Origin of the sequence: Mesorhizobium sp. M0698 (assembly GCF_040320455.1) — a bacterium.
Lineage (GTDB): Bacteria > Pseudomonadota > Alphaproteobacteria > Rhizobiales > Rhizobiaceae > Mesorhizobium.
In genome coordinates, this window is the sequence record NZ_JAMYPQ010000026.1 from 1 (window position 1) to 11,287 (window position 11,287).

Annotated in this window: 10 protein-coding genes and 1 pseudogene; 6 read left to right on the forward strand and 5 right to left on the reverse strand. The window is 60.8% G+C overall.

What is annotated here, in order from left to right:
* Window positions 1-499: 499 nt before the first annotated feature.
* Complete coding sequence (locus NKI16_RS30185; RefSeq protein ID WP_006339490.1) at window positions 500-823, forward strand: DUF736 domain-containing protein; 324 nt, start codon at window positions 500-502, stop codon at window positions 821-823.
* A 57-nt stretch (window positions 824-880) separates the two neighbouring features.
* Entirely contained in the window at window positions 881-1,222 is a 342-nt protein-coding gene (locus tag NKI16_RS30190; RefSeq protein ID WP_352827240.1) for a hypothetical protein, read from the forward strand.
* 114 nt (window positions 1,223-1,336) lie between these two features.
* Here the strand turns inward: NKI16_RS30190 and NKI16_RS30195 are convergent, their stop codons facing one another.
* Both NKI16_RS30195 and NKI16_RS30200 read right to left on the reverse strand, forming a co-directional pair.
* A complete protein-coding gene (locus NKI16_RS30195) occupies window positions 1,337-1,747 on the reverse strand; it encodes a hypothetical protein (protein WP_352827237.1) in 411 nt (136 codons plus the stop codon).
* Complete coding sequence (locus tag NKI16_RS30200; RefSeq protein WP_352904706.1) at window positions 1,744-2,424, reverse strand: nucleotide-binding protein; 681 nt, start codon at window positions 2,422-2,424, stop codon at window positions 1,744-1,746. Before NKI16_RS30200 ends, NKI16_RS30195 begins: the two co-directional genes overlap by 4 nt.
* A gap of 462 nt (window positions 2,425-2,886) precedes the next feature.
* Here NKI16_RS30200 and NKI16_RS30205 point away from each other — a divergent pair, with 462 nt between their 5' ends.
* The gene (locus NKI16_RS30205; protein WP_352904707.1) at window positions 2,887-3,294 is read left to right on the forward strand and encodes a hypothetical protein; all 408 of its coding nucleotides are present in this window, start codon (window positions 2,887-2,889) and stop codon (window positions 3,292-3,294) included.
* Complete coding sequence (locus NKI16_RS30210) at window positions 3,291-5,528, forward strand: relaxase/mobilization nuclease domain-containing protein (protein WP_352924264.1); 2,238 nt, start codon at window positions 3,291-3,293, stop codon at window positions 5,526-5,528. Before NKI16_RS30205 ends, NKI16_RS30210 begins: the two co-directional genes overlap by 4 nt.
* A gap of 200 nt (window positions 5,529-5,728) precedes the next feature.
* On the opposite strand, the gene NKI16_RS30215 is transcribed toward NKI16_RS30210, so the two are convergent.
* Together NKI16_RS30215 and NKI16_RS30220 are read right to left on the reverse strand one after the other, a co-directional pair.
* The gene (locus NKI16_RS30215; RefSeq protein ID WP_352827229.1) at window positions 5,729-6,367 is read right to left on the reverse strand and encodes an FMN-binding negative transcriptional regulator; all 639 of its coding nucleotides are present in this window, start codon (window positions 6,365-6,367) and stop codon (window positions 5,729-5,731) included.
* A 28-nt stretch (window positions 6,368-6,395) separates the two neighbouring features.
* Window positions 6,396-7,061 (reverse strand): helix-turn-helix domain-containing protein, encoded by a 666-nt coding sequence (locus NKI16_RS30220; RefSeq protein ID WP_352623346.1) that lies wholly within the window; start codon window positions 7,059-7,061, stop codon window positions 6,396-6,398.
* Window positions 7,062-7,147: 86 nt separating this feature from the next.
* Between NKI16_RS30220 and NKI16_RS30225 the strand changes: the two genes are divergently transcribed.
* Window positions 7,148-8,308 (forward strand): trans-sulfuration enzyme family protein, encoded by a 1,161-nt coding sequence (locus NKI16_RS30225; RefSeq protein WP_352924266.1) that lies wholly within the window; start codon window positions 7,148-7,150, stop codon window positions 8,306-8,308.
* A gap of 21 nt (window positions 8,309-8,329) precedes the next feature.
* Window positions 8,330-8,966: pseudogene (locus tag NKI16_RS30230) on the forward strand (LysE family translocator).
* A 182-nt stretch (window positions 8,967-9,148) separates the two neighbouring features.
* Here NKI16_RS30230 and NKI16_RS30235 read toward each other — a convergent pair.
* Complete coding sequence (locus NKI16_RS30235; RefSeq protein WP_352924268.1) at window positions 9,149-11,284, reverse strand: type IV secretory system conjugative DNA transfer family protein; 2,136 nt, start codon at window positions 11,282-11,284, stop codon at window positions 9,149-9,151.
* Between the last annotated feature and the right edge of the window lie 3 nt (window positions 11,285-11,287).

Genomic DNA, 11,287 nt, shown 5'->3' on the forward strand with positions numbered 1-11,287 from the left:
TTGGTTGGAATGGTGGCCGGCTTCATACCGGAATGGTGGCCGGTGTTTGATCGGAATGGCGGCCGGCTTCACGTCGGAATCCGCAGCCATACCGAACATGCAAGGCGGTCACGCGCCGGGCTGCTGGTCGATGTGTTGGCGATGCCGACGACATGACCCGAGAGGCTGCAGCATGTTCCTGCGATCCGGCAGCGTTGCGCCGGCGATCTAGCGATGGTGGCCATGGTAGTTCTCCTTCGGTTGCATCGGGGCCATTCCCGTTTCATGTCGCCTTTGTAGACGACCGCCCGCTTTGTGCGGTCAACCCCCGTTGGGGGTACACTCGGCGAATATTCAGGAAAATTCGATTTCTGTTTTTGTCCGCGGACAGGCGAAGGGCCTGCCCGCTGTTTTCGGCAAATAGAATTTTCCAGAATTTTCGCCGAGATGACCGCAGCAGGACGGCCCTCTCCTTTGGCGCCATCGGGAATGGCCCCGATGCAACCGAAGGAGAACTACCATGGCCACCACGATCGCAAACCTCACCACCAAGTCCGACGGCTCGATGGAAGGCGTCTTTGCCACGCTCCGGGTCAATGCCCCGATCACCCTGATCCCGAACACCAACAAGTCGCGCGAGGACGCCCCCGACTACCGGATCGTCAACAAGCGCACGGGCTTCGAGATCGGAGCCGGCTGGCACCGCATCTCCCAGCGTTCGGGAGAGGAGTACCTCTCGGTCAAGCTGGAAGCCCCCGAGATCGGCGTCATCTTCGGCAATCTCGCTCCCGCCCCGGGTGGCGAGGAAAACAAGAAGGTCATCCTCTGGAACAACCCCCAGTGAGGCATCGGTGGCCGGCCCCGCAAGGGGCCGGCTCCCCACCGGCAAAAGGAGGTTGCAATGAGCCGCTACACCATCGCTGTCACTGGCACCGTCCCCGGACAGGTCCGCTCGGATCCAGACGCTGTCATCGGCTACGACCCACCGCTTCGGACCTACTTCCTGCAAGCGTTCCCCCACGAAGAAACCGACGAGCCCGCGCTCTGGCTTGGCACCCACGATCGCGCGTTCGAAGCGCTTGACGATCTTCGCCATGCAGCCATCTCACACGGCTACGACTTCATGCCGTTGTCGCCCAAACTGGCGGCAAAGCTGGTCGGCGACAAAGCGGCAGCCAGTGCGCTTCCGGACCGGGACGACTTCCTTGGTCAACTGCTGAAATACCTCAACCAATCCAAGTAGGCAAACATCTCAGGGCCCGCGACGAAGTATCGTCGCGGGCCCTTTTTTTCGCACATAGCAAAGAGCCACGAACATCACCTGTCGCAACAGGCGATAGCGGCTCCATACCGTCGGTCATTCCTTCGGCAGTTTGTGCTTATGAATGCGGATATAATCCTGCACAGCCTTTCGCAGCAGTTCGGTCATGCTGTGGCCGTTGCTGATCGCCAGCAGCTTGAAATGGCGCTGCTCCGCAGCCGTCAGGTAATACCCGCAGCGGATCATCTCCTCCTCGCGAATCTTCTTGCCGGCTATCGGATCCTTTTTCTGACCCTGCCGCAGCAGCTTGCGAAAGTCAGGGCTTGCACCCGATGCCGGCTCGGGCGTCTGCGACATCGCCGATCCGACATTCGGCTCCAGCTTCTGCGCCTCGATCTTCGGCGATGAAATGAACATGCTCGGCAGTGCCGGCGGCTGCGTGGAAATCGCCTTCATCATGCGGGCTTTCTTGTCGTGACCGGGTTTCGGTGCGGTTTCTTCACTCATGCCGCGTTCCTTGTGGCTTCGATGAAGGTTTGCAGAAGGTCGTCGAAGACCCCTTCGCTCTCCGCAATCGCCTTCGCATCAGGCACCCCATGGCTGTAAAGGGTCTGCCCGGTCTGAAGATCGCGGTAGGCAACACGATTGTGCAGGACGTGTTCTGCAATCGGCGTGCCGTTGGTCTGGATGATGGCGCGCAGTTCGGTCAGGGCTCGCGCCCTGCCATCGATGATGGTCTGCTTGGTCAGCACGAATATCGCAGGCAGCGGTTTACCCCGGCTCTCGACCGCCAGCGGGATGTAGTGGTCGGTGATCTGGATGGCGGCGGTGACATCGTCGAGGGCAAAATAGATCGGCACGACAACAATATCGGCCGCGAAGAGCCCGGCCATGAGGTTGTCATTTGTGGTGCCTTCCGTATCGATCAAGACGACGGAGCGCTCACCGTTGTGAGTGGCTGCGGCGTCAAGGATTTCCTGCGGAGTCATCGCGCTCACCAGTTGCAGCCTGTCAGGACGATTGCCAGCCTCACCCAGCATCTGGAACCAGCGGTTCATGTTCTGCCGCCGGTCGCCGTCGACAAGAGTGACCGAATAGCCCCGATGCAGCGCGACGGATGCGAGGGCGCGCAGCATCGTTGATTTGCCAGTGCCGCCCTTGGAGATCGCAGCGGAGATGATCATGGGGCGCCTCCTTCCGGCGTGGGCTCCTTGTGGCCATGTAAACATGGAAACAAGTCATCATGGACACATGCACCAATATTACAGTCCAAACATGGGTGGCATAGTCAACGGGGCAGACCGGTTTGGCAACCCAGGCGCGCATCGATAAGGGCTCGCTCAGGGTGCAGTCACTAACGCGGCGGTTGCCATCTTCATGCTGCCGGGCTGACCGGAGTGCGGACCGCCCTGATGTTTCCATGTTAACATGGAAACAAGTCTTCAACGCCACATCACAACAAATCACGATGGAGACATTGCGACGCTGCAGTCGGGCTATGCCGTCGACAACTGCGCTGGTGAGAAGACGCGCCCCCAAACATTTCTGCTTCTGCTTCTTATTGGCAGGATAGCCTATTTTGTGATACACACAAAATAGGCGGCGCGGCCCTGGCGGGCCTTAGCGCCCGCAAGCGGGCTTGAGAGATGGATGCAGACGCCCAGAAAGCCGCGGTGAAGAGTGCGTCACGACGCTATGGCGAGGTGACGCACATCCGGTTTTCGGCTGACGAGCTGGCCAGCCTCAAAGCCATTGCGGAGCGGGACGGCGTGGCCGTCAGCGAAGTCGTGCGGCGTCTTGTGCGGGCAGAGGCCGGGCATCTGCCTATCGCGTCAGAGGCGTTGCGGCCGGCGATCGTGGAGATGACTGATCAGCTGCGGCGCGTCGGCGTCAATTTCAATCAGGCCGTGCGCGCCATGAATGACGGCCGTGTTGCCCATGATGAGGATCTTGAGCAGGCGCTGATCGCCGTGGGTAACCTCGTGCGGCAGTTCCGCGAGGAACTTAAGGCGATGACCGTCGGGCCCCGCAAGGCGAGGGAGGCCAGGCCATGAGCGGTCGTCTTGCTGGCTACGCGGCCGAAATCGATCGCTATCTGCGGGGCGAGTCCGGCGGGAAGCATGAGGACCTGGACGAGGACAAATCTCTGACGGGCGCCCGACGCGAGGCCGGTGAATTCCAGGCGATGACGAGTTATGAGCGGACCGGTGGCGGCGGACGCCTCGGGCAAGGACAAGCCGGCTCGTCGGCAGGTGGCGGCAGGAACGCCCCTCGTTCTTCGCCGGGAGGATTGGGGGCGGCGGGGAGTTCCATGTCCAGCAGGGCACCGAAGTCCGCCGCGGCTATGAGCTCGCCCAAGGCTACTAGCGCGCCGATCATGGTCTATGGCGTCACGCTCGCCGGTTTCCGGCCGGAAGAGGAGGAGGAAGACTGGAAGCGGCGCGGCGGCGGCGGCGGCCGTGGTGCTGGTCGCTCTGGCGGTACAGGACGAGCGGCGCGGGCGGGCTATCAGGCGCGCGCCGTGGCGGCACGGGCAGGCTATGCGGCGGGTGCGCAGCCTGCCGTGTTTAAGGTCATGCCCAATCCTCCGTCGACCAGGGAAGCCGCCGCCCGGCTGCTCAATTACATCGGTAAGCGCGACGACGAAAAAGGCGAGAAACACGACATCGAGATTTTCGACGAGGATGGGCAGGTGCTTGCGACAGGTGCCGCACGAAAGGCGTTCCTGGAGACGTTTTGCGAAACGTTCGAACCGCCCTTGGAAAATACCAATTTTATCGAAGCTCGTTTCGACCTCGCCGGCGAGGTCACCGATGCCGCCTTGAGCGAGGCGCTGAACAAGGCCTTTGGTGCAAAACCGTTCATCTATGCGCAGGACGGACAGACGGTGCAGGTCTACGCACACACCGACGAGCGGGCAGCACCGCTTGCGAAAGTCCTGGCCGGCGGTCGGGAAAATTCGCGCAGCAAGGCGCCCGACAAGATCGAGGCGCGCTTGTCCGAAGCAATGGGCGCGGCGGGGCTGGTAGCCAAGGCAGAGGTAACGGCGGCCGTGAGCCGTGAACCTAAAGCGAAATATTTCCTGCAGAAGTTCATCCGCACCAACAGCCACGTCCGCCACGCAAATGGCGAGCCCGTGCCTGGGGTGAAGAGTTCCACCAAGGCTGCGGCTGCGGTGTACGAACAATGGCGCCCGCAGTTTTCGGGGCGTGAACGCCGCAATGCCTATCACCTGCTTTTCTCGGCAAGAGCCGGCACCGATGCCAACGCCGTCATGGCCGCGGCGCGCGGCGTGCTCGAGGAGCGAGCGCCAGGATACAAGTTCGTCCTGGCGCATCACAACGACACCAAGCACGTCCATATCCATGCAATGGTGCAGGCACGTTCAGCCGACGGCGAGCGCCTGAAATTCTACAAGCCGGATCTCGCAGCCTGGCGCGAGACCTTTGCGGAAAAAGCACGCGAGAACGGCATTGCGATGGTGGCGACGCGGCGCATGGACCATGCGATGACGCGTCCGTTCACGAAGGAGCATGCCGGGGCTTATAGCCGCGCCCAGAGCGATCCGCGCTATCAGGTCAGCGCCAGGACGATCGAGCGGGTGGAGGCCAAGCGGCAACGCCGTTTGGATGGACAATCCCTTGTCGTGAACGGCGATGCAATCGCTGCCGCATGGCAAAAGACTGTGACGACGATGCGGACCGCGGGCGTGGTCGGTCAGGCTCTCACGGCAGCGGAGTCGATCGGCAACAATTTTCTGCGGTTCCGTCGCGATCGGACAGGGGAGCCTGGTCCTGCCGCGGGTCGCGGAGCGGATCAATCGGGGCAGAAGTCTTTCCTGTCCCATCCCGGTATGAGAGAATTGAATGCACTGATAGGAGATTTGAACATGGCGCAAACCCCCTTGGAAATGCGGCGTCAGATGGCCCGCGTCAATCAGGCTCTCGACAACATGCGCGAGATGCTGCCGCCGGCGCATCAAGGACAGTTCGAACAATATCGTGAAGAGGTGAACGACAAGATGCACGACCGTCTGGCGCGGCTGCAATTCGAGCGGCAACAGCAGCGTCGTGGTGGTGGGGGTGGCGAGCCGATCCACGAGCGCGAGGCGCGAGCACGAGACCTTCCAACTCGGGACAATCCCCGCGAGCCGGAGCAGCCGCGCACAGGCACCGGGCAGGAGAAGGTGAGAGCCAAGCAGAAGGACGCCAACAAGCAGAAGGCTCAGCAGGCTGAAGAACAGGACCGCAAGACCCAGCGCTCAAATGATAACGATTACGAGCGCTGAGCACAGATCGCTTGCCGGCCGTTAAGGCGCGGGAGAGTGCAGGGACAATGTCGCCGAGACTCGTGCGTGCCTCGGTTTGCGGGCATGATATCGAAATCTGCTACCTGCCCCATCGCGGGTGTCAGATCTTGGTCCCGTTTCCGGCTCAAGGTCACCCGTTGGGAATCCAGCACCTGTGCTTTGTCGGGACAAGATAGTTGCTATTGGGGTTTGGCCGCCGCAGCCGCGAGCATCGCCTGTCCCACTTCAACAGCGCCTTGAGCAGTCAGTGTCTCCCCGGCGTTCTGGATATCGCGCAGCTCTTTGTTCTGACTGAGCTTGAATTTTCCAACCAGGCTGGTGATCTCGATCTCCAGGGCGACGATCGCCTTGGCCATCGTGTCAATGAAATCCTTCGGCGCGTCGCCCATCTTCCACGGGGCCGGCTGGTTGGCCTCGTGCATGTGAGTGAGCTTCGCGACGTTGCGGCGCACATAGCGCTCGTCGTCCCGAACAGTAATGCGACCATGGGCGTGGGCAACGAGATAGTTCCAGGTCGGCACCTGCTTATGGAATTCGTGTTTGCTGGGATACCAGTTCGGCGAGATGTAAGCGTCGGCCGCTCGGAAGACGACGAGGACTTCATCACCATTGGCAACCTCCGTCCAGACCGGGTTTTTACGGGCGACATGGCAATTGAGGACGCCCTTGTCGCCCTTTGAGCGGTCGAGCTCGAAGGGGATATGATTGGCGTCGAGGGAGCCGTTGCTGTGGTTGATCAGGATACCAAACGGGTGTTTTTCGATAAGATCAAAGAGGGCGTTCTGATCGGGCACGGCGAAATGCGGAGGAACGTACAAAGGGGGATCTCCTGCTTTAGGGCTGTTGTCAGTGGTCAGCGAGGTCTTGCGAGACAGCCAGGGGCGACTTCGCTGCCGGCGAAGAGGGTGCGGGGGCCCGCTGTCCGCCGCGTTCAAGAACCGCCATCGAGAAGTGGGCGGGCACGTCAGATGCCGCGGCATAGGAGTGAGGTTGATCTGTAACGAGGCGCGCGCTCTCGCCTGCATTTAGAATGATCTCGTGGCTGCCCACCGTGACCTTGAGCGAGCCCTGGGTAACCGAGACCAGTTCGCGCGTATCGGGACTGTGCGCATCCGCGGCAAACACATCACCCGGCATGAGGACCCAGCTCCAAAGTTCGAACATCGTGCGTCCCGAGGTCGATGTGTGAAGCTGTGCCCGGCTGCCTTTGGCGCTCGTCCAAAGCGTCCTAGACACGCTCCGTTCGATCGGGTGGTCGGGGGCCGTGGAAGGCGCCTCGTTTAGCAAATCGGCGACAGATAGTGAAAACGCTGCCGCCAAACGGCAAAGGATGCCGATACTCGGGTTTGCCTTACCCTGCTCAAGTGCGACAACCGTCCCTTTGGACAGGCCAGTCAGTTTGGCCAGTCGATCAAGGGTCAGGTTTTGGTCGCGCCTAAGATCCCGGATCCGGATCGCAATCGCCTGGCCAAGCTCCTGCTCGGTCTCTAAAGGTCCCGGGATGTCGGTCATTATATTGACTTGGCCTCTCGCATCGGCTACGGTCACTATAATGACCGGCGCAAAATTGCAACCGCGCCTTAAACAGGAATTGGCCAGTGCGCTTTGAAACGAAGGCAATCCACAGCGGTCGAGCTGTCGATCCATCCACGGGCGCGGTTTCAATACCGCTTCATACCAGCACGACCTTCGAGCGCGGTGCCGACGGTTCGTTTCCGTTTGGGTTCGAGTATACGCGTGATGCAAACCCGACACGTAATGCATTCGAGTCGGCGATGGCCGCGCTCGAGGGAGGATACGAAGGCATCGCCTTTGCGTCGGGTATGGCTGCAATCGCTGCGGTCTTTGAGAGCCATCCCTCGACGGGACGGATCGTGCTTCCTGATGATATGTATTTTGGCATCCGCTCGCTGATGGACGAAACCGATATCGGCCCTCGCTTCGACTTCGCCGCGGTCGATATGCGGGATCTGGATGCGGTGCGCGATGCGGTCACCTCAAAGCGGACTGGCCTCGTTTGGGTCGAGACGCCGTCTAACCCGATGATCCGCGTTGTCGACATTTCGGCCATCTGCAAAATCGCGCACGAGGCAGGTGCCTTGGCGGTGGTGGACAACACGTGGGCCACGCCCGTGCTTCAGCGCCCGCTTGAACTTGGGGCGGACGCGGTCATGCACTCGGCAACAAAGTACATTGGCGGCCACTCGGATCTGATGGCGGGCGTCGTTGTCGTGCCGCATTCATCGCCTCTCGGACGGCCGCTACGGATGGTCCAGAAACACAAGGGCAGCGTCGCGGCACCCTTCGACTGTTGGTTGGCACTGCGAGGGCTGCAGACCTTGCCGATCCGCATGCGCGCTCATTGCGAAGGCGCCGAGAAGGTTGTGGAGGCCCTGGCGTCCCATCCCCGCGTCGAGAAAGTGCTCTTTCCAGGCCTGCAAGATGATCCGGGACACGAGCTGGCTACGCGGCAGATGAGCGGTTACGGAGCGATGCTTTCCTTTGTCGTCGAAGGTGGAACCAATGCCGCGATGGCGGTGGCTGCCCGCCTCAACCTTGTTGTCCGTGCGACAAGCCTTGGAGGGACGCACTCCCTGATCGAGCATCGCGCATCCGTCGAGGGTGCGAAGTCCAAAGCGCCAGGCGGATTGCTGCGAATGTCCGTGGGGCTCGAGCACCCTCAGGACATCATTGACGACCTGATGCAGGCTCTCAGTGCGACGTCTGGGGGCGTAGTCCCCAAAATGAATCAGGCGTGAGAGACCGGCGAAAGATCCAAGATGCTCAACCATCTGAATCACCTGCTAATTGTCTATATGGCCTACGTCGTTGCAGCGGGGAGCCCGGGTCCCAGCACAATGCGGATCATGGGAACGGCAATGCAGCAAGGGCGCCAAGCAGCCCTTGCTTTGTCAGCCGGCGTCGTCACCGGATCGATTTTTTGGGGCATCATGGCGGCGACAGGCATCTCCGCGCTTTTGGCAAGCTACGCCCAGGCGCTCGTCATTCTAAAGATTCTCGGAGGCTGTTATCTGCTCTATTTAGCTTTCAAGGCAGGAAGGGGTGCTCTGACACCGGACCAGCATGATGCCACGCCTAGTACAGCACGCCGGCCGATCTCAGGGCTCGGTCTCTACAGGCGCGGTTTGCTGATGCACCTCAGCAATCCGAAATCGATTCTCGCCTGGATTGCACTGGTGACGCTAGGCCTTGGGCCGGACGCCTCGCCTACGGATGTCATCGTCATCCTTGCAGGATGTGCGGTGCTCAGCGTTACAATATTTTGCGGGGTATGCCGTCGTGTTTTCCACGCAGCCCATGGTCAGGATGTACCGTCGGGCGCGGCGAGGCATTGAAGTTGTTTTAGCCGCCGCCTTTGGTTTTGCAGGGCTGCGGCTCCTGCTTTGGCGAACCTGAAAGAATCTCCTGAACAACTGCCTCGCGACGAGGAGCGGGAGCGAGGGGTCAAGTCCCGGGGGCGGAGGTATCTCTGGCACCGCTTTACGTGGCGGCTGGCGCATCAAAAATGCGGCTGTCGCGGTTGGGCTGGAGGCTTGTTGTTAGCGATCGCCGTAGATCGGCTCGGCTAATCGACTAGATCAGGCAAAGCATCTTCGACGATGCTCAGATTTCGATCGAAAGTCTCGGTGTCGGATGCGTTGGCGCGCAGGGACCGCACCTTGTTCAGGATCGCCGCAACCGCCGCTTCTTTGTCGGGCGCTATGCGTGTTGTCACGGCTTTGGCGGCCAAAGCGGAAAAATCTATAACGGCATAAGCTGGTATGGCTGCAGCATCGGTTGCTTTCAGCCGTTCTCTTACGCTTGCGCGTCGGCCCGGCGGCGGAGTTATTCGGCCTGCTTTTGCGGCAAATGTCGCGCCGCGCCGCAGGCGGGTCTGCAAGAGGCCTGAGCGGTACGCGGGTGCTGTCGGCACAATCGTCGGGAGCGCAGGAGATGGCACCGCCGCAGAAGAGTCCAATGCAGAGTTTTTCGCGCGCGAAACGTCGGTCGAGGCGGGCAGGGGGCATGAACGCGCGTTTGACTAGCTGGCCGTCGGCGAAATAGAAATTGCGCGTGCCGAGAATCGGCAGTTCGCCGCGCGGCAATATGATGACCTTGTTCTTGTCGAGCGTGCGGATTTCATCCGGCCGCATGAGGGGCCGCCGCACTTCCTTGCGGTGGACCGAGCGCGTGTAATAAGTGTCGAACAACGTCGCCTTGGTGCGCGTGACGTCCTTTTGCACGTCCGACGTTTCGCCGAGCTGCTCGGAAACGTAGCGAAGATCGTCAGCGTCCTGCGCGCCGAAAAAGATCTGCACGCGAGCCGCGTTGATAAGCGTCTTGCGCCCTTCCTGGCGATAAATCTCGTCTACAGCCTTCAGCGACTGCACGAAAAACCACATCGAAACACCGTTGCCGCCGAGCACGCTCGCCATTTCGGTGACGTTCTCCAGCTTGCCGAGGTTCTGGAACTCGTCGAGCAGCACAAGTACCGGATGCTCGCCCGGCTGCGGCAGGCTTTCCGACATGAAGTTCATCATCTGCGTGATCAGGACGTTGAACAACGGTCCAAGCGAAGTGATCTGCTCGCGCCGCACGTCCAGATAAAGGGAAATCCGGTCCCGCTTGAGCCTGCGAATATCGAACGTGCTGCGCGAGGTGGCTCGCATCAGGCGCTCGTTGAGGAAGGGGGCCATGCCGGTGCGCACGCCGGCGTAGATTCCGGAGAACTGCCGCTCGGACATCTCGAAATAGGGCAGCAGGGTTTGCAATGTGAAATGCGAACATTCGCGGCGGCGTTCCTCGCGCAGCGAGCCGATGAATTCCAGGAGCGGCTGCTCGGCACCGTTCATGATCTCGAGGATTGTGGCAAAGGTCTTTTTCTGGTTTGGGATCGTCGGCGATTCCATGACGAAGGATGCTATGCCGGTAAAAAGGAGACGGGCGTCGTTCACCCAATAAGGGTCGGCATTTGAGGGCGGTCGCGGAAACAGCGCCGCAGCGATGTTGCGAAGGTCGATGTCGCGCTGCGCCGAATCCAGCGAGATGAAGTCCATCGGATTGTAGCATGCGGTATTGCCGTCCTGATCAGCCGGCGCAAAACGCACCACGCGGCTGATGGTTGAACGGTAACCGGCAGTCGCCGCATAGGTCTCGCCCCGCAGGTCGAGAACCACGAGCGAATGCGGCCAGGTCAAGGCGTTCGGGATGATGAGAGACGTGCCTTTACCGGAGCGCGGCGGTCCTATGACGAAACCGCCGACATCATCGCCATCAATCCACAATTTCTTGCCGCCGATCAGCTTGCGCTGGGTCAAGCGGATCTTGCCGGAGCGCTGATCGCGGCCGGGCGACAGAATTTCGGCCAGCCTGCCGCCGGCTCGACCGACGAAGACGCCGCCAACTTTCGTCAGGCCGGTTTTTGATACGTCGCTCATCGTCATGAAGCGAGAGTCGTTGCGCTTTTTCGGGCGCATGAGAAACAGGCCGACCAGCGGCGCAAGAAACCCTAATGCCCCTGCGGCGACGGCGTATTGTACCCGGCTAACATTCCCCGCTATCGTATCTGCCCAGGCCAGACGAACGACGGGCAAGGGATTGGCGTTCAACTGGTCGAACAGGACCCGGGAGCCAGTCCTGAACCAATCTGTCGCGGCATAGACGACGGTGAAGACCAGGGCGCCCAGGGCCATCGCCATGAGCACCATGAAAATTGCAGTTGCGACTTTCTGCATGGA

Bases quoted from the DNA above. Each gene is read 5' to 3' on its own strand.
- NKI16_RS30185 (WP_006339490.1), top strand. From the start codon at position 500: ATGGCCACCACGATCGCAAACCTCACCACCAAGTCCGACGGCTCGATG.
- NKI16_RS30190 (WP_352827240.1), top strand. From the start codon at position 881: ATGAGCCGCTACACCATCGCTGTCACTGGCACCGTCCCCGGACAGGTC.
- NKI16_RS30195 (WP_352827237.1), bottom strand. From the start codon at position 1,747: ATGAGTGAAGAAACCGCACCGAAACCCGGTCACGACAAGAAAGCCCGC.
- NKI16_RS30200 (WP_352904706.1), bottom strand. From the start codon at position 2,424: ATGATCATCTCCGCTGCGATCTCCAAGGGCGGCACTGGCAAATCAACG.
- NKI16_RS30205 (WP_352904707.1), top strand. From the start codon at position 2,887: ATGGATGCAGACGCCCAGAAAGCCGCGGTGAAGAGTGCGTCACGACGC.
- NKI16_RS30210 (WP_352924264.1), top strand. From the start codon at position 3,291: ATGAGCGGTCGTCTTGCTGGCTACGCGGCCGAAATCGATCGCTATCTG.
- NKI16_RS30220 (WP_352623346.1), bottom strand. From the start codon at position 7,061: ATGACCGACATCCCGGGACCTTTAGAGACCGAGCAGGAGCTTGGCCAG.
- NKI16_RS30235 (WP_352924268.1), bottom strand. From the start codon at position 11,284: ATGCAGAAAGTCGCAACTGCAATTTTCATGGTGCTCATGGCGATGGCC.